Here is a 17,916-nt window from a genome sequence, read left to right as displayed (position 1 = left end):
TTGCATTTAGTGATTGTGAGAATTCTTCAGCTTTGAGAACTATGATCGATATCAAAGCTGGAGGTAAAAATCTGATAAATTTATCTGTGACAACTTTCCCTACTAAGACTGTACCTAAGTTGACTTACGATGTACTGATTGAAAATGAACTAGATGGCAGGGTTAGTGCGACAGTGCTAGAGTGCTAGGCTTGCCAGATATTAAAAGTTCTAGTGCGACGAAAGAAGAAGCGCTAGAGAAACTCATTCAACTTTTAGAAGGAAAATTAGAAATAGTGACTTTGGAAATTGAACCTCCGCAAACCGAGGCTACTTTAGAGTTTTTAAAAAATGTGCGATCGCTAGGATTTGACCAGTATGCTATTATTAATTATTCCGAATTTCTATAATTTTCTCTGCTAAAAAACTTTAGGCTGTGATGTTGATTCAACAACAGCAGCTTGTTTTGGTCTAACAAACCCAGGAAATATATCAGCACTAAGTTTTGTAGAGCGATCGCACCAATAACACTTACCATAAGTTCGGCTGTAATAGTGGCTGTCTACCTTTCCACAGATAGTTAACTTATTGACAGCAAGTCTGAGCGCCTTTACCCAATCCCCAGCAGTTGGGCGCAAATTAGAATTTTTATAACCATCATTAAAGCATCTGAGGAAAGATCGCTGAACCTCTGGGTGAACAATCTCAAGAGGAATAGTACTTTCTACAGGTTGAAATAAACTGTTTGGTGCATACAGCCATAAGCCCTGACGGATAAGTTCATTAGTTTCTGGAATTTTTCCCGCGCCTATCCACTCTCCCGGAAAAGGAGTTTCACCAAACAACAATTGATAGATAATGACTTTTGCACTTGCTCAAGAGTTTGCGAGTGGTAAATTTTTGCTAAGTAACCATTGTGATTAGTTCGCAAAACTTTACCTTTACCACTATTAGCTATCGGTTCACCCAGCAGAGTAATTGATTTTCCCGTACTAGCACAGGTGAGAACTGTCATCTAATTTTACTCTCTATCAAAGAAGCACAAAAGTAAGGTTTTATCATCGTCAGTGCGAGAATTTAGCCGTTCAGAGTTGAGGAATTCTGTTAGATATTTATCCTCCTCTAGATTAACAGTATCGTGCAAGTATTCCTCGAAAGGTTTAAAGAAAGGTGGGAAGGGTTTCCAGTCGCTCAAGCGAATTGCTACTTTTTCCAGTCCATCAGTGGAAGCACAAATAAACTCTTGTTTTTCGGAAATAACCTTTACCCGCATATCTTTTACTGCATTCGTTGAGGTGATAAAAGTTGTTTCATTGATGAACTCACCTTTATCTGGCTGAAACAACAGTTGATATTCTGAGTTTTGGGAACGCACCACAATAAATCCATCCCCAATTTGCATAGCTACAACCCAGTCAGGAGTTGCCACGAAAACCAAAAGAGTACAAGCTAAATCATTGACAGAATAATTTTCTTTGGCTGCTTGTTCATATAACTTTGTAATAGCTATTTTTACAATTTTAGCAAATAGTTTCTCAGCTTCTTCTTTGGACAGTGGTTGAGAAAAACTTTGCTCTAAATCTTCTTGCTTTTGAGGATATTCATTAATATCAGAAAAGCATTTGAGTACCGTTTCTACCGCCAACTTAGAACCAACATCAGAATATTTAGCACTACCAGCACCATCAGCAACTGCGCCTACAATAATCACATCACTAAAGATGCGATAATCCCCATAATCTTGACAAGGTATCCCCTGGTTTTGATGACTTGTTCCGATCGCGTAATCCCGAACAGCTTTCCAATTCACAAAATTTCCTCTAACTAGTAATTTGACCCCATCCCACAGCCAATAAAGCTACAACCTGCCCTACTTTGCCACATCCGTCTCATTACAATCTTCAGTAGATTGTAAGATTAGCTACATGCAAGTATTAATTCCTGCTCTTTGAGACGCTATACAAACACAAAAAAACTGTTGATTCGGTTTATATGCCGACATGCTGACCTAGTAACCGCTACAGGATGCAGGGCAAACGCATCTAAATTATTATTGATCACAAGCAAGGTTAAGAACCAACGAAAAAATCAGCTTTTCTCCTTTGGTTTAGTTTCCCAAACTCAAAGCGATGCCTTCTCCTGTCGAAGACGCTGTGTCTAGCAAGATAAGATCCCGTTCGCCCCTGGCGTCTCGTAGAGAAGGGTACGGCGAGCCGCAGAACATCTACGCCTAAGTTTATGTCAATAAGCAGCGATTAATGCGATTATTGTTAGCTTATTGAGAATAAACTTCTTTTGTTGACATGATGCAGCCGCTCGTGATCACTGTACGCACTTAAGTTTTATAAATAACATAAAATTTCCATCGTACTGGCACACATTTAATAAAATATCGAATAAGATAAAAATCTAAATCGAATACAAATTAATCTTTGTCATTCAATCCAGATGCTAGTTAGCAGTTTGGCAATGTTTATGTCTGCAATGAAATATTAATACCATTTGGGTAATAATTTTTCAGATAGTAATTTCAAATCATATCTGGTGCTATGAAAATAAGATATCTTCTTCATCGCTTAAGGTTCGGGCTGCACAATAAGTGGTGGTTGTTGAAATACCGATTTCGAGAACTACTGATTAAACTACAGTTCTACTGGCTTCTGTATCAAGGCAGTAAACTACTAAATATTAACCAGAAGTCGGTAATTGTATTTTCTCCTCACCAAGATGATGAAGCACTAGGTTGTGGGGGTATGATTGCACTCAAGCGAGAACAAGGGATACCGATTAAAGTTGTTTTTGTTACAGATGGAGGAGGTTCTCATCGAGGTCATACCAAGATTACCCGTTCAGAAATTGTTCAAATTCGTAGACAAGAAGCGATAGCAGCTTTGAAGATTTTAGGAGTGGAATCAACAGATGTTCACTTTCTTGATAAATCTGATGGCGCATTATACAAAATGACAGAAACTGAACAACAGCAAACCATTGAAGAAATGGCGCAATTATTAAGTAGTTTTCAACCACAAGAGGTATACGTTACTCATAAACAGGATCGCAGTCGAGATCATGAAATTACTTATAAATTGGTTAAAGCTGCTATTTCTAAAGCAGAAGTGACAGTAGAACTGTGGCAATATGCTATCTGGTTGCTTTGGAAGTCTTTATTGTTTCGCAGTCTGAAGTTTGATGAATTAGCAGGCGCTCATCGGGTCGCAATTCATCAAGTGCAATCTAAGAAAAAGCAGGCTATTGAAATCTACCGTTCTCAATATTTACCTATAGATGCTGAATCGAGTGCCGTACTTCCCCCTGGTTTCCTCTGGCGATTTTTTTTACCTCATGAGATTTTTTTCAAATCAGACTCCGGTCAGGAGTAAAAAAGGTTTTAGATAAGAAGAACTCATAAGTCAGAATTCAGGAGGAATTCTGTACGAGTGGGTGATGAGTAATTGAGTACTTTCACATTTTTAAGCTTTTACCCTCAAATCATAAAAATATGAGTCAACAACAATTCTGTTTTTGCACTTTAGCATTAGGCAAAGTGTATCGGGGGCTGGCTAGTTTATTAGCAAAAGACCTAGAACTATATTCACCTAACACTGCTTTTATCGTTCTCACTGATAACCCTCAAGAGTTTAGCAAATATTCTCAAGTTTTAGCATTTCAGCATCAGCAGCAGGGTGTTAAGTGTTACCACGATAAAAGATTTGCTATTGCTAAGGCTTTATCTCTATTTAATTCATGTATATTCATTGATTCAGATATGCGAATCTTGGCACCTGTACCAGAACATATAGAATGGCTTTTAGAGCCAGGGATAAGTGCTAGAGCTTGTATGGATATGCCGAAAAAATTTGCCAAAGCTTTGACAAAAACTGACAAGTATTTTTCTAGAGAAATTGAAGTCATAAAAAAAGCAGCGCAATTTTTAAATTTAGATCCAGAATGTGAAAATGTTACGTTTGTCCATGAATATTTGTTTTCTGTCACTAAGTCAACAGGAAAAGAAATTGAGTTTTTAGAAACATGGGAAATCCTTGCCAAATATTTTGAGCTAAATGGAGTTTATGAAGGCGAAGGTAATGCCATAGGTCTAGCTGCCTATAAAGCAGGGCTGCCAGTGAGATGGAGTGAGATGTCAGGTATTTCCTTTTTCAATAACAAAACTGAATTGATCAAAATTCAAAAGGGACAGTCAAACATGGATGAAATGTTGACATATTTTCAGGAACACGGAAAACTTGCACATCCTAAACGCTCTATTCTGGAGAAAATTGTATTTAAACTTAGCAAAGCCATAATGCATGTTTATAGAGCAATAAAGTACAGAGTTGTTACTTCACTGTGAGAAAAGAGTTTTTCGGAAATAACCTCTACCTGCATTTCTTTTACTGCATTTGTTAAGGTGACAAAACTAAATTGAGTCAACTGGTCTAAGAGATAAATCACTTGCATTATTAGTTTAAACAAGCACTTTATCAGTAGGATTTTTAGATATAAAAACTAGTGTATATCTGCTTGATTTGAAGCGTTTGTGCTTGTTCCCTGATAAAGCTTTTTAAAAATGGTTAGAGAGACGCGATAAATCGCCGTCTCTACAGAAAATCTATTCGTCAATTATTTCTTGACAGACTACTATCCGTCTGATTACAATCTTCAGCCTCGTGTAACCTTAGCTACACCTGAGTATTAATTCCTTTTCTCCCAGAGGCTATGCGATCGCAAAACTACATAATTCGGTAAAATTAGGTGAACCAAATTTTGCGCTTGTTAAACAAAAGCATTAGTAAACCCATGCAACTGAAACTCAGTGCATCTCAACTTCCCTTCGCCCCCATCCTGTTAATTACCCCCTTTTTCCTATGGGGGACGGCAATGGTAGCCATGAAAGGAGTGATACCCTACACCACACCGCTATTCATGGCAGGTGTGCGTCTGATACCAGCTGGAGTGTTAATTTTAATAGCAGCTGCATTCATGGGTAAACCCCAGCCCAAGAGTTGGACTGCATGGCTGTGGATTGCCTTATTTGCTCTAGTAGATGGGACGCTGTTTCAAGGCTTTTTGGCAGAGGGATTAGTCAGAACCAGTGCGGGATTAGGGTCTGTGATGATTGACTCGCAACCTTTAGCTGTTGCCTTGCTATCGTTGTGGCTATTCCAGGAACATATTGGTTTTTGGGGATGGCTGGGGCTAGGCTTGGGAATCACAGGCATTGGTTTAATTGGCTTACCTGATGAGTGGATTTTCCATTTTCTCGACTCAGGCGCAAATATCACAATTGGGAACTGGCAAGATTTGTTTGCTAGTGGCGAGTGGTTGATGCTGTTAGCAGCACTATCAATGGCTGTGGGAACAGTGTTGATTCGGTTTGTGTGTCGACATGCTGACCCACTAACTGCTACGGGATGGCACATGATTTTGGGTGGATTGCCACTATGGGGAGTTTCATCAGTTGTCGAATCTCAGCAGTGGGAGAATTTAGGAGCATCTGATATAGTGGCTTTGGGTTATGCTACCGTATTTGGCAGTGCGATCGCCTACGGGTTATTCTTCTACTTTGCCTCTAGTGGCAATCTCACCAGTCTTAGTTCCCTGACCTTCTTCACACCCATCTTTGCCCTAGTATTTGGTAATCTCTTCCTCTCAGAAGTCCTCAGTCCGTTGCAGTGGGTCGGTGTTTTCCTTACTTTAATCAGCATCTATCTGATTAACCAACGTGATGCTTTAGAGGGTAAAACGACACAGTTACTGTCGGCGAAATAGCTAATATACAGCAACCAGTTTTAGAAGCATCGGCTAAAAAATTGAACCACCTAACCTTACCAGTCAAGAGAATCGGAACCAGAAATTTTAGCTTAACTCGTTAAAGGGGAGATGAGGGAGTAGGGGAACAGGAGAATAAATGACAAATAACAGTTAACATTTGGTCATCTTGAAGTTATTGTGGGATCAAAGACTTCAAAAGCACGTTCAGACTGAAACTTGTAATATGAGGCTATGCCGTTCCTCAATCTTGATATTTACCTGTTTTTCTTGCGTGGGTTTTTACCCAAATCGCGCAAGTACAGCCACACCTAACCTAGCACCTGAAATTTTAGAACTTGCACAAGCTAGTTCGACAGTTACTGCTAGTCCGGCTGTTTTGAGACCCGGTAGTCAAGGGTCAGATGTGCAGAGACTACAAACCCAATTAAAGCAGTTGGGGTACTATAGTGGCGTGGTAGATGGACAGTACAACGCCAGTACGGAAATCGCTGTAGCCAAATTCCAGAAAGCAAAGGGTTTAAAAGTAGATGGTATTACGGGTCTGGCGACTATGGGCAGACTGCAAGCAGCCTTGGCTGCCAAAAATCAGATTGTCACCTCTCCATTTGTTGTCTCTCCTGCTGCGACTTCCAAACCATCTGCAACACCCAAGCCGACTGAGAGAGGTTTTGTCTGGTGGTTAATATTTGCCATTGGAGTTCTAGGAAGTATTGGCGCACTTGTTTGCCTGCTGAGGTGGTTTCGTCAGGTCAAACAAGTCCAAAAGTCCGAAATATCAAATACTAAAAGTTTGAGTCAAGCTAACAAAGACCCAATGACCCCACCCTCACCAGATACTGTAACTAGTCCACAAACAGCTACGCCACCACTCACCACACAATTGCTGCTACCAGAAAAAACTTCCCGGCTTGCCAAACTCAATATCGTTGACGAATTAATTCAAGACTTACACAGTTCTGACCCAACGAAGCGACACAAGGCTATTTGGGATTTGGGTCAGCAGGGAGATTCGCGGGCAATTCAGCCTATGGTTGACCTGATGATTGATGCTGATTCTCAAGAAAACAGCTTAATTTTGGCAGCTTTGGCAGAAATTGGGACCCGCACACTCAAACCGATGAACCGGGCTTTAGCAATGTCAATCCAAGATGAAAGTCCACAAGTACGGCAAAATGCCATCCGTGACTTGACGCGCGTTTACGACACGATGGGTCAAATGAGTCAGATGTTACTCCATGCGTTAGATGACCCAGATGCCGAAGTGCAAGCAACAGCACGATATGCTTTAACTCAGATGAATCGAATGCGTGGCTTACCGGAACAACAAGGTCTACCAGAAGATTCACACGACGATTCACCAAGATAGAGCAGAAGTCATTCGATTTTAGATTTTAGATTTTTCCTTCAATCCCTGACGCTCATCAGCGTTGTGTCAGTGACTGTGCGTAGTGTCTGATATCATGTCCGCTTGATTACTTATTAAACAGACATGATATTATATGTGGTTTTGAGTTCTAGTTTGTCTACTGCACCAAGTTTAAATCCGTTGCCAGCTTAAAAATATTTCAATTGGATTTGGATATTAGTGTTTGGGCCTGCAACCAAAAATGCTGCTTCGCTAAATTTGGGCGCTCTTGTGCGAATTTCTGGGTTGCTGGAAAATCCAAAGCCTTCACTTGGTATACCAAGTCCATTTCTATTGAGAGTGCCGTCATTATTTTGATCCTGGAAGACAGCAACGGCATAACTACCTGCTTTCAAGTTCTCAAAGGTAATGATAAAGGGAGTATCAGTAATCTTGGTACACTGCTTTTGTAAGACGTGATCGCGATCGCTAGGAAATCCTTCACTGCTTGCAAATATACTGGCACACACTTGTCCTTCTTTATTCTTCAAGCCATCAATTTCCACGGTGAGTTTGCCGTTAAAATTAGCCTTGGCACTAAATGACCATGCCAGATTTCCCAGAACTGCCAATAACAGTATACTAACTCTAAATCCTCTAACCATAAAATTGTCACAAGGTAAAATAAGTTTTGCTGAAATTAAGTTTTCACTTTGATTTAGATCACCCAGATTGATCGTGACATTATTCGGTCAATACTCGCAAGTATCCTGCCATATTTCGTCTCTAGATTTGTCTGTATACGCAATAGTCAGTATTCATGATTTATCTCTGCAAGAAAAATTTGTATCAAAAGCCACGCAGATTTCCAAGACCTATCCTGAGATAGGAGATTGTCGAGCTATTTATAGAAGAGTTATCACTTAGTTAAATCTGGTTGTCAGTGTCAATTCACAGGCGATCGCTATCTTAATTGATTAGCTGCACCAGTTGAGCAAAAACGTTCCGCCTCCTGATTAGTCGTTAGACATCGCCTTGTCCATCAAGCACCAATAAGTGAGGGAAACATCTATCGAAACTCCCATACAAGCTTATAGCCTGAGTTAAATAGAATCGTAGTAGGAAACTTGGCTGACAAACCCAATTTCCTTAAATAAACCGGGTTTAGAGTACCTGTAATATGGGAAACTTGGCAATATTCCTTGTAAATCAGATTTAAGATGAGTAACACAATTTCGGACATTGCAGTCAAGACCATCAACGGTGAGGATAAGCAATTAAACGACTACACCGGAAAGGTACTCTTAATTGTGAATGTGGCTTCCTACTGCGGTTATACTTCTCAATACGAAGGGTTAGAAAAATTGAACCAGAAGTATGGGGAAGCAGGGTTACGTATTTTGGGGTTCCCCTGTAACGATTTTGGAGCGCAGGAACCAGGAAGCAATCAGGAGATTGTGCAATTCTGCACGAGTAAATATGGTGTTACCTTTGAACTATTCGATAAAGTTCATGCCAAAGGCTCGCAGCAGCATCCACTTTATGAGCGACTTACCAAAGCAGTTAAGCCAACGGGAACTGTTGCTTGGAACTTTGAAAAATTTTTAGTTAATAAACAAGGTGAAGTGATAGCTCGATTTAATAGTAGTGTTCCGCCAAATTCACCAGAGATAATTGCCATAATTGAAAAAGAATTAGCAAAATAGTCATTAGTGATTAGGTAAAACGTTCTGTACTATTGACTATTAAGTGTTAGCTCTGGACTGTTAAATTTATTTACATCCAGTCCCTTAATTTAGAATCTAGTCTCGATGAGTAGTTTAATTTATTTGTATCTAATTTGTTATGAATGTTGCAATCATTGGTTGTGGTTATGTTGGTTATAAAGTTGCTCAATATTGGCAGCAAAAGATGAATTTTGTTGTCAGTGTAACCACAACTTCCCCTGAGCGTGTCCCGGCACTACAATCAGTATCCCAAAGAGTTGTAGTAACCTGCGGGAATGACTTAGATAGTCTAAAATCAGTTTTGCACAATCAAGATGTTGTACTTTTGAGTGTTGGTGCAAAAAATGCGGAAGTTTATGAAGAAACTTATCTACAAACTGCCCAAACTTTAATTTCATCCTTGCAGCAGATTCCGAGTGTGAAACAATTAATATATACTGGGAGTTATGCCGTTTATGGTGACAGAAATGGTGTGTGGGTAGATGAAGAAACACCGCTTGCACCCGCTAATCTAAATGCACAGATTCTCCGAAAAACAGAGGATGTATTGCTATCAGCATCTAGTGAAAATCTCCGCGTTTGTATCTTTCGCTTAGGAGGGATTTATGGAACTGGCAGAGAACTGTTGAAAATATTTAGCAGATACTCTGGTACAACCCGTCCTGGCAATGGCGAAGATATCACAAATTGGATTCATTTGGATGATATTGTTAGTGCGATAGAATTTGCCCGTCACCGTCGTTTGCAAGGGATTTACAATCTGGTAGATGATGCACATCTCACCAGCCAAGACTTGCTAGAGCGCCTATTTGAAAAACATAATTTACCCAAAGTTAAATGGGATACTTCTATCAAGAGTACCCGCCCATATAATGCTTGGGTATCGAATGAAAAACTTAAAGAGGCTGGATACCAGTTAATTCATCCACAGATGATTTTTTAGCAAGGATTAAAAACTAGGAATTATGCAACCATCTACTGTAGCTAACACAATTAATTTGACAGCATCTCCTAGCCAGTTTTATAGTTGGCAGAATTATCGTTGTGCTTATGAAGTTCATCAACCAATTAATACAACACCTGAGGGTATTCCCTTACTGTTAATTCATCCTATTGGTGTCGGATTGTCACGGCAATTTTGGCAGCGATTTTGTCGCGAATGGTATAATACAGGTGAGCGTAATTCAATTTACAACCCTGATTTACTAGGATGTGGTGAAAGTGATATGCCTCATGTAGCTTATACTCCTAGTGATTGGGCAGAACAGTTGCAGTACTTTTTACAAACAGTTGTGCAAAAACCTGTCATTGTAGTAGTACAAGGTGCTTTATTACCAGTTGCGATCGCATTAGTTCAAAAGGAATCAAATTTAATTGCCAAACTTGTACTCTCTGGGCCTCCAACATGGGCTTTGATCACAAAGAAATCACCAGAATGGCAGCAAAAACTCCTTTGGAATCTGTTAGATTCACCTTTGGGGAGTGCTTTTTATCGCTATGCACGCACCCCAAAATTTTTACATTCTTTCTCGACTCGTCAACTCTTTGCTTCTGATAATGCTGTGGATGCAGAGTGGTTGGATACATTGGTTGCAGGTGCAGAAAATCCTGCTAATCGCCATGCAGTGTTTTCTTTTTTAGCAGGGTTTTGGCGACAGGATTATACTAGTTTTATCGCCTCTATTCAGCAACCAACATTAGCGCTTGTGGGGGAAACTGCATCGAGTATTAGTCAAGACAATAGAAAAGAAACGCCAGATGAACGCTTGGCTGACTACCTGTCCTGTTTGCCTCAAGGTCGAGGTATAAAAATAAATGGGCGCAATGTTTTACCATATGAGTCAACCGCTGAATTTGTCGCAGCGATCGCTCCATTTATTAATGAAGTTTTTTAGCTGATTGATAGTTACATGATACAAGTACCGTAAGGCGGAAGTCAAAAGTATTACGGAATAAGCTCTTTAGGGTTTTTAAATGGTTGCTCTATTTCCGCCGTGGCGTATTAGTTTTCCTATGATAGGTTATGACTGGTATTGATTACTAAAGGTAAGCAAAATTATGTTCTCCGATCGCCGTGGACAACAGGTTCCCAATGTCACTTTTCATACTCGTGTGGACAACCAGTGGGTGGATGTGACAACCGATAAATTGTTTGCTAATAAGACAGTAGTTGTCTTCTCCTTACCGGGTGCTTATACTCCGACTTGTTCATCAACTCATCTCCCTGGTTACAACGAGTTGGCTGGGGTTCTCAAAAAAAATGGTGTCGATGATATTATCTGTATTTCTGTCAATGATAGCTTTGTGATGAACGAATGGGCAAAGTATCAAGAGGCAGAAAATATCACAGTAATTCCCGATGGAAATGGTGAATTTACTGAAGGCATGGGAATGCTGGTAGATAAATCAGACTTGGGGTTTGGTAAGCGATCATGGCGCTACTCGATGGTGGTGAAAGATCGTGTAATTGATCAAATGTTTATTGAGCCAGATGAGCCAGGAGATCCCTTTAAGGTGTCCGATGCCGAAACAATGCTCAGATACATCAACCCTCAAGCAGTGAAGCCCGAAGTAGTTTCCCTGTTTGCGAAAGTGGGTTGTCCCTTCTGTGCCCGTGCTAAGGCGATGCTTAAGGAACATGACATTAACTACGAAGAAATTACCTTGGGTAAGGATATCACCACACGCTCTTTACGAGCAGTTACAGGTGCGACAACAGTTCCTCAAGTATTTATCGATGGTAAATTAATTGGTGGTTCTGAGGCACTAGAAGCCTACTTTGCAGCGAAATAGATTTCACTTGGTTGACACAGGTGACAGCTGTGTCAACTTTAGGTTGTTATGAAAAAAGGCGGCGATCGCCCTTGGATGGGTCAAGCGCCGCCACTCTATCGTTAAAATATTTTAATTTCTTCAAATAGGTGCAATATTTAAATTTATATTTGATATCATTAGTGCCCTTTTTGGTGGTTTACTTTTCCTGAACAATTATATTTATATCTTACTGATTCCAATTATTGGTTTTGGAATTATCCAATTTTTTAAAAAGTTTGTCTTTAATGCTAAAGTCCAAGCAGCTAGCAGAGTTAAAAAATCACGCGATGTCAATTGTGTCAAGAAAATTCGACATTGTGATATTGACTGTCCGCACTGCGGTTATTATCAGTACATTGAATGCCAAAACTGTATAATCTTACTTATAAACATTTGTCATACTGTAAAGATTGGGGAACTTCTCAAGATTCCAATAATTTGTAATCAGTGAAGTCGTTGATCAGTCTTTTAATTTAGATATGGAAAAAGTGAAAAAAGCCAATAAAGAGAGTCAGTCGCCCCTTGATTTTCTCAAAAACCTGTTGATTGCTCGTTGGCGATCGCTCTTACTCCTGTTGATAGGAGTCTATTTACCTTTGCAAGTTTTTGAAATCCTGACAGTGAAGATATGGGAGAATCAAGCTGGCTTCCCGTGGGATGTGCCTATTCTATTAGCAGTTCATTCTACAGAAAACCCACAGTTAGATGTTTTAGCAGTGACGCTAGCTATAATTGGGTTGCCTTGGACGGCGATACCGATTTTGGGTGCGATCGCACTAATATTACTACTTCAAAAACGCTGGCGATCGCTAGCTTATTTACTCACCGCCTCAGTGGGAAGCATCATCATCAACCGCACAGCAAAGGAATTAATGCATCGAGTGCGTCCACAATTGTGGCAGTCCATTGCGCCTGAGTCTAGTTTTGCATTTCCCAGTGCTCATGCCATGACCAGTGTAACTCTGGTAGCAATTTTGCTATTCTTAACTTGGGCTAGCTCCTGGCGCTGGTTGGTTCTCATCTTCGGCAGCTTATACGTAATAGCTATTGCATGGTGTCGTATCTATCTGGGGGTTCATTTTCCTAGTGACATTCTCGCAGGTTGGATGGTTACATTAGGTTGGACAATTGGCGTCAGTCTAATTATTAAACCGTATATAACTAAAGTCAAATCTCTAGATGGCGAACGCCCTGAGGATGAAACAACCTTACTTCCTGAAGAAAGAAAGTTAATAACCGAGGAGTGATATTATGTCCGGGTTTACAACTATGTCAATCAATTTTGGATTTTGGATTTATTCCGCCCACTCTTTTACGGGGCATGAACCAAATAATTCTTTGTTCTTTAATCTAAAATCTAAAATCTAAAATTGGCAGTGAATTTAGCCTATCGCTACAAGTGACAAGTTGCTGTTAACTTTGCCGATGGTTATAAGTCTGTAGTCTGCTTCAGGATAGTGGTAGTGTAAATTTAGATGAAAACTTGTTGCCGTGTCCATCACTAATAAAATAGATTTACCTATACAGATTAGGGACACAAAATCACGTTCATTTCTCCTCTTCATCAATAAGGGCGGTAGGGAAACGAATGGGAAATCTTTACTAGCATAGTCACTTAGTGTCACAAATAATTTCACTGTTTTGGCAATCACATTGAAGCACATTAAAATGAGCAATTGGAATTAAGGATCGATTTATATGCGCTTGCCAATCACAATTAGTGGCATTTTACTGGTGTCTTTGGGTTTGAATGCACCTGTTATGCCTCAACCTCCTATACAGGTAGCGCAAACACCACCATTTACTAGTTTTACCTTTGAACAATTTAAGATTAATTACCGATTATGGAGACGGCAAATAATTCCTAACTATCGCTATGATTTCACTAGAAGTTGTAATTGTTTACCCAAAGCCACAGAACTAGTGATTATTGAAGTACGGAACGGTGTCACAACTTCTATTACTTCTAAAGAAACTGGTAAACCAGTAGATGCACAATTATTTCAAAAATACAATACTATTCCTAAACTCTTTAATATCATTAGAAATGCGCTGATTCGCAGAGCGGCAAATCTGACTGTACAATATGATCCGAGAATCGGCTACCCAACTCAAATTAACATTGATTATGATAGTCGAATAACTGATGATGAAATATTCTTCACAATTAAGAATCTGCAACAAATCAAATAAATATAGCTAACGAGGCATTCATATAATAGAGAGTTCTGCGTATTATTAATAATATTTTCAAAGGTTAAGAGAGAAATTTAAGCTTTTCCCCTTAACCAAAAGTATTCAGATGCACCCAGAAATCAATTTGTCAGACCCATTACGATCCTTGTATAAGTTCATTAATTGAACCTATGCTTTGTTTAATTTGTTCTGTCAGAGAAGTTTTTAATAAGTCAAGGGTTTCGGCTGAAAGATTAAGTAATCCCAAAGCATATAATAGGCTCGAAATACCAATAAATAGAGCCAAAAATCTCCCAAAACAACCGGGGTTAATTTCAATAAAACCTAATTTAGATTGCCCGATCACAGCAATCGTTATAAAAACAATTCCTGCTATTAAAAATGTGCTATTTGGAGTTAAATCTGTCATTTTCTTATGAAGATGCCTCAGTATTTTTATTGTAGCTATTATTAGTTCAAGTTTCTACACCGACTATATGTAAAAACATAAAAATTTTGCTACCACTCACCCCACCCTAAGGAGGCTCTAGCTATTCCAGTATCGGTGTTGGCTCTCATCGGGTGCTATGATTTAGAAAGATATATTCTAATTTTGAAACCTATTGAACGAATTTGGATAGGTGATGGGTATACATTAGAGGCTTTGTTCCGTAAATTAAAAAGCCAGTGATGAAAACCCACGCCCACCAGAGATATGGTTTTTAGGCATATTGAGGATGCGATCGTGGTTAGATTGGTGTTGACAAACTCTTGAAAACCGTTTCGCTCAGTTGGCAAATGTTTCTACTGGATTCTTGAACATCCTATTGTACTTCCTCAGCTTTAACAGGTGTGCTGATCGAAAGAACAACCGCACTTGTCAACAACAGGCTTTGAAAAAATTTATCTAACTTCATTTATCCCCTCACACTCAATAAAATTGCTTAGTCACACCAAAACATCAATGATTAACAAGCGCGATCGCTATTTTGCTCCCAAGCGATCGCGCTTGTGTTATTGACAATAATTGATACTATTCATCTTTACCCCAACTAGTCTGACCACCGCAATAAGTAACCCAGCAAGGATTAAATTTTGCCTTATCAAAGGCTTTCCTAAGTTCAAAAAGCATTGCCGTTGAGTAGAATACAAAACTTTTGGCAGGTAGCAAGTTTGAGCGATGTCTACGACGGGCTACGCCTACGCGAGCGCGTTGTGAAAAAAATGGATCAAGTCGGCTAAACAAGCAAAGAGCAACAAAGCCAGCAAGTTGAAACTCCCAACTTATAGAACCAACAATGGTAAAAGGTTCGCCGATTCCGAGAAAGCTTCTATGACCTTCGACACTGCTTATATAGTAGATATCGAACAAATTGCGGATATTGATTGCAGTTTTTAAACGCCCCCTTCTGTAGTAAAGTGCTGCATCAGTCCGCAAATAATCGTCCACTTGAAACGAGTTAGCCAAATCGCCCTATCTTGGCCCTACATAAAACAGTCTCAGACCTAATATACACTTAATGCCCAGTCATAGCGACCACCAATCAGTAGTTTAAAGTTATTGCTAAACGCAATCTGATCCTGAAGAGAAACTCCGTAATTTCGAGTATAGCCTTCACCCTTGGCAGCCAGCGGAAACAAGAAGCGATCGCACTCATGCGCCTCTGGTAGAAATCAGTTATTGTTAAGTTGTAGCTGAGTTAAACTTCAATTTTGCTTTTTACTATTTTGCTGAAACTATGCAGTGGTAAAACTTTCAGCATCAAAAAGCCAAAATGTTATCACTCCTGTACTAGACTTTGATTTAATTTATATATTAAACTACACTAAGACGATAGGAATAGTGGGTTTTTATGGAAAGCGTCCAAAACGTTAGTCAAGAGTTGAATGTAACAGGAGACACAACTCTGGAGGACTTGCAACAATCTACTCCAGAAGAATTCAAAAAAGACATTTTCAAAAAACTCAGAGGTGGATTTTTTCTCGTACTGGGATATTTGTTGTCACCACTATGTTGGTGGAATGACCTACTATTCAATCTGCCAATAGCTTATGCTTTTGGGTATGCATGTAGTTTACTTTCCCCAAAATTACTTCTACCTTGTTCAATTATAGGATACTGGCTGTCTAATATTGTGGGAATTCTCTTGATGCAATTCGGTTCTAAGGACATTTTTCAAAAAGAACCTCAAGAGCATAATCTCAAAAAAGAATTATTCACTGGTTTAATTTCTTCAACAGCTTATACCCTGTTGATTATACTATTGATCCAGTTGAAGATTCTCGATTCTCCCATTTTATTCTCCAACGGTTAATTTAGTTTATCACGTTTCTAGAAAGGAATCGGTTGTAGGGGTACACATCTGTGCGCCCCTATGTCTTATTTAGCAAATATTTTGTGAAAAAGAATATCAATTTTCATCAAATTTTAAAATTTCACTTAAATTCAACAATTTTGGAGTTTCCTTACTTACAATTAATGGCAGCTTCCCATTCCATTTTTCTATTGCTTGCCTTTGCAGAATTTCTGGAGTCAAACCGTCACGTAATAATTTGTGTGTCTCAGCCTCTCCTTTTGCTAAATTAACTTTTGCCTCAGCCTCTTTTGTTGCTTTCAGTGCGATAAACTCTGCTTGTTTTGCTTCTTGTTCAGCAATCTGCTTCGCCTCCACCGCTTCACCAAATCGTTCTGAAAAATGGACATGAACTAGAGAAATATCATCAACTCCAACGTGATAGCTACCCAGTCGTGTGGACAATGCATCATCTACTCCACCTTTGACTTCTCCTCGTTTAGTAATAATTTCTTCAGCAGTATACTTTGCCATTACTGCTTTTAGTACTTCTTCAACTGCTGGGTTAATAATCCGAATGACTACATCTTGTTCATCGCCAATTTCTTGAAAAATGGCATTTGCTTCCTGGGGAATAATATGCCAATTGAGAGCAACATCGGTGAAAACATTTTGTAAATCTTTGGAAGAAGCCTCAGCAGAAATTTCCTGTTTTTGGACTCGAATACTCAGCTTTTTCACAGTATTGACTACAGGAATAATTAAGTGAAGTCCTTCTTCTAATATCTGGTTTTGGACTTCGCCAAATTTCATCAATACACCACGTTCGCCTGCATTTATAATCACACAAGGCGTGAGAAAGATAGTTATCAGGAACAAAAGAGCAGTTAGTTTACCGGCACTGTTAAAAGTTGTATTTTTTATCATCTGTATGAAACATGTATGCGTCTGGCATAGAGACACATATTTAGGAATTGTAAGCTTCTTCTGGTCATCCTCTTATAATTTTGGCTCTAAGTCAATTTTCATGTGACTCTAGCCAAGGTAACAAATTAGTATTACCAATAAGTAGCAAGTCCCTGACTGAGCAGTTAATCTGTTCAATGTACAGGCATAATAGGTAAGCCACCAATGTGTACTTTACTACCCAAACTTGGAGATAGTGAAGGTTAGGGTAGCTTTATGTTTACCTAAATCACTGTAATAATATCGAAAAACCGTAGTATTCGAAAAGATAAGTTTGCCCTTAATTAAGTCAAGCGGCAGGGCAATCACACTGCTAATAATCAAAAAACGTGCCCAGATACTTCCCCAAGCAGGGAGAATATGATCATTGACGATAAATTTGTCAGGAAGCAATGGGAGCAGCAATGACAGTTTTTGAAGGCTATATGCGACAGTATCTTTATGATAAATGGATGAGGGTGCAACGCTTGCAACCCAATGTATTACATTTAGCTGATTTTTTTGTTTACTAAACTCATCAGCTGCTTATCCAAGCCGATGAGGTAATCTCTACCGTAAACTCCATTCTCTAAGCCTATAACGAGATGATTGGGAATGTCTTGTCTAATTTCCTCGCTACAAGAACCAGCAGCTAGGGCAATCGCAGCTACTGTATCCACATCCCCAGTAAAAGCGATACAATCTTGTAAAAGTTCGCTCATAGTGTCATTTCGCATCACCGCAGTAATCGCCGCCCTGACACTCATCCAACCTTTAGACTTGACTTTACCTTCCCACGGTTTAGACCACTGGGAGCATCCCAATTGTGCAAAAAGAGGGGGAGAAGCCAAAAATATTCGCGAGAT

19 protein-coding genes and 3 pseudogenes are annotated in these 17,916 nt (G+C 39.4%); 14 read left to right on the top strand and 8 right to left on the bottom strand.

The window, feature by feature from the left end; genetic code table 11:
- The first annotated feature begins 41 nt into the window (after positions 1–41).
- Positions 42–188 carry a hypothetical protein gene (locus tag Q0541_RS33855; protein WP_298921415.1) on the top strand — a complete coding sequence of 49 codons (147 nt, stop codon included), beginning with the start codon at positions 42–44 and terminating at the stop codon, positions 186–188.
- 2 nt (positions 189–190) lie between these two features.
- A complete protein-coding gene (locus tag Q0541_RS33850; RefSeq protein ID WP_298921413.1) occupies positions 191–388 on the top strand; it encodes a hypothetical protein in 198 nt (65 codons plus the stop codon).
- Positions 389–397: 9 nt separating this feature from the next.
- Here the strand turns inward: Q0541_RS33850 and Q0541_RS33845 are convergent, their stop codons facing one another.
- Genes Q0541_RS33845 through Q0541_RS33835 form a run of 3 tightly spaced genes read right to left on the bottom strand, consistent with a single transcriptional unit; the run spans position 398 to position 1,788 of the window.
- Positions 398–826, bottom strand: coding sequence for a hypothetical protein (locus tag Q0541_RS33845; protein ID WP_298921411.1), 429 nt, complete (start codon positions 824–826; stop codon positions 398–400).
- Positions 787–993 (bottom strand): hypothetical protein, encoded by a 207-nt coding sequence (locus tag Q0541_RS33840; RefSeq protein WP_298921409.1) that lies wholly within the window; start codon positions 991–993, stop codon positions 787–789. Before Q0541_RS33840 ends, Q0541_RS33845 begins: the two co-directional genes overlap by 40 nt.
- A 6-nt stretch (positions 994–999) precedes the next feature.
- On the bottom strand, positions 1,000–1,788 hold the full coding sequence (locus Q0541_RS33835; protein WP_298921407.1) for a PP2C family serine/threonine-protein phosphatase: 789 nt from the start codon (positions 1,786–1,788) through the stop codon (positions 1,000–1,002).
- Positions 1,789–2,527: 739 nt separating this feature from the next.
- Here Q0541_RS33835 and Q0541_RS33830 point away from each other — a divergent pair.
- The 4 genes and pseudogenes from Q0541_RS33830 to Q0541_RS33815 all read left to right on the top strand — a co-directional run bounded on the left by Q0541_RS33830 (position 2,528) and on the right by Q0541_RS33815 (position 7,116).
- The gene (locus tag Q0541_RS33830) at positions 2,528–3,358 is read left to right on the top strand and encodes a PIG-L family deacetylase (protein ID WP_298921405.1); all 831 of its coding nucleotides are present in this window, start codon (positions 2,528–2,530) and stop codon (positions 3,356–3,358) included.
- Positions 3,359–3,477: 119 nt separating this feature from the next.
- Positions 3,478–4,329, top strand: a complete 852-nt coding sequence (locus Q0541_RS33825; RefSeq protein WP_298921403.1) for a hypothetical protein — start codon at positions 3,478–3,480, stop codon at positions 4,327–4,329.
- A gap of 446 nt (positions 4,330–4,775) precedes the next feature.
- Positions 4,776–5,843 (top strand): annotated as a pseudogene (locus Q0541_RS33820) (DMT family transporter).
- A gap of 130 nt (positions 5,844–5,973) precedes the next feature.
- Complete coding sequence (locus tag Q0541_RS33815; RefSeq protein WP_298921401.1) at positions 5,974–7,116, top strand: peptidoglycan-binding protein; 1,143 nt, start codon at positions 5,974–5,976, stop codon at positions 7,114–7,116.
- Positions 7,117–7,304: 188 nt separating this feature from the next.
- Here the strand turns inward: Q0541_RS33815 and Q0541_RS33810 are convergent, their stop codons facing one another.
- Positions 7,305–7,760, bottom strand: a complete 456-nt coding sequence (locus tag Q0541_RS33810) for a DUF2141 domain-containing protein (RefSeq protein ID WP_298921398.1) — start codon at positions 7,758–7,760, stop codon at positions 7,305–7,307.
- A gap of 555 nt (positions 7,761–8,315) precedes the next feature.
- On the opposite strand from Q0541_RS33810, the gene Q0541_RS33805 reads away from it, so the two are divergent.
- From Q0541_RS33805 to Q0541_RS33775, 7 genes and pseudogenes are all read left to right on the top strand, one after another.
- Positions 8,316–8,801: a glutathione peroxidase gene (locus Q0541_RS33805; protein ID WP_298921396.1), complete on the top strand. Its 486-nt coding sequence runs from the start codon at positions 8,316–8,318 to the stop codon at positions 8,799–8,801.
- A 139-nt stretch (positions 8,802–8,940) separates the two neighbouring features.
- Complete coding sequence (locus Q0541_RS33800; RefSeq protein ID WP_298921393.1) at positions 8,941–9,765, top strand: SDR family oxidoreductase; 825 nt, start codon at positions 8,941–8,943, stop codon at positions 9,763–9,765.
- A gap of 22 nt (positions 9,766–9,787) precedes the next feature.
- On the top strand, positions 9,788–10,717 hold the full coding sequence (locus Q0541_RS33795) for an alpha/beta hydrolase (RefSeq protein ID WP_298921391.1): 930 nt from the start codon (positions 9,788–9,790) through the stop codon (positions 10,715–10,717).
- Between the two features lie 163 nt (positions 10,718–10,880).
- Positions 10,881–11,615 carry a glutathione peroxidase gene (locus Q0541_RS33790; RefSeq protein ID WP_298921389.1) on the top strand — a complete coding sequence of 245 codons (735 nt, stop codon included), beginning with the start codon at positions 10,881–10,883 and terminating at the stop codon, positions 11,613–11,615.
- Positions 11,616–11,712: 97 nt separating this feature from the next.
- A pseudogene (locus tag Q0541_RS33785) lies at positions 11,713–12,080 on the top strand (hypothetical protein); the annotation flags it as partial.
- A 35-nt stretch (positions 12,081–12,115) separates the two neighbouring features.
- Positions 12,116–12,883, top strand: a complete 768-nt coding sequence (locus tag Q0541_RS33780; protein WP_298921386.1) for a phosphatase PAP2 family protein — start codon at positions 12,116–12,118, stop codon at positions 12,881–12,883.
- 451 nt (positions 12,884–13,334) lie between these two features.
- Entirely contained in the window at positions 13,335–13,829 is a 495-nt protein-coding gene (locus tag Q0541_RS33775; RefSeq protein WP_298921384.1) for a DUF6174 domain-containing protein, read from the top strand.
- 139 nt (positions 13,830–13,968) lie between these two features.
- Here the strand turns inward: Q0541_RS33775 and Q0541_RS33770 are convergent, their stop codons facing one another.
- A complete protein-coding gene (locus Q0541_RS33770; RefSeq protein ID WP_298921382.1) occupies positions 13,969–14,241 on the bottom strand; it encodes a hypothetical protein in 273 nt (90 codons plus the stop codon).
- A gap of 603 nt (positions 14,242–14,844) precedes the next feature.
- Entirely contained in the window at positions 14,845–15,279 is a 435-nt protein-coding gene (locus Q0541_RS33765) for a hypothetical protein (RefSeq protein ID WP_298921381.1), read from the bottom strand.
- Between the two features lie 385 nt (positions 15,280–15,664).
- On the opposite strand from Q0541_RS33765, the gene Q0541_RS33760 reads away from it, so the two are divergent.
- A complete protein-coding gene (locus tag Q0541_RS33760; RefSeq protein WP_298921379.1) occupies positions 15,665–16,126 on the top strand; it encodes a hypothetical protein in 462 nt (153 codons plus the stop codon).
- A gap of 96 nt (positions 16,127–16,222) precedes the next feature.
- Here the strand turns inward: Q0541_RS33760 and Q0541_RS33755 are convergent, their stop codons facing one another.
- Positions 16,223–17,032, bottom strand: coding sequence for a prohibitin family protein (locus tag Q0541_RS33755; RefSeq protein WP_298921377.1), 810 nt, complete (start codon positions 17,030–17,032; stop codon positions 16,223–16,225).
- A gap of 527 nt (positions 17,033–17,559) precedes the next feature.
- Positions 17,560–17,916, bottom strand: a pseudogene (locus Q0541_RS33750) (hypothetical protein); the annotation flags it as partial.

This window comes from uncultured Nostoc sp., from assembly GCF_937863485.1.
Taxonomy (GTDB): domain Bacteria; phylum Cyanobacteriota; class Cyanobacteriia; order Cyanobacteriales; family Nostocaceae; genus Nostoc.
The sequence above is the reverse complement of the archived record's forward strand: the minus strand, read 5'-3'. Positions and strand labels throughout refer to the sequence as shown.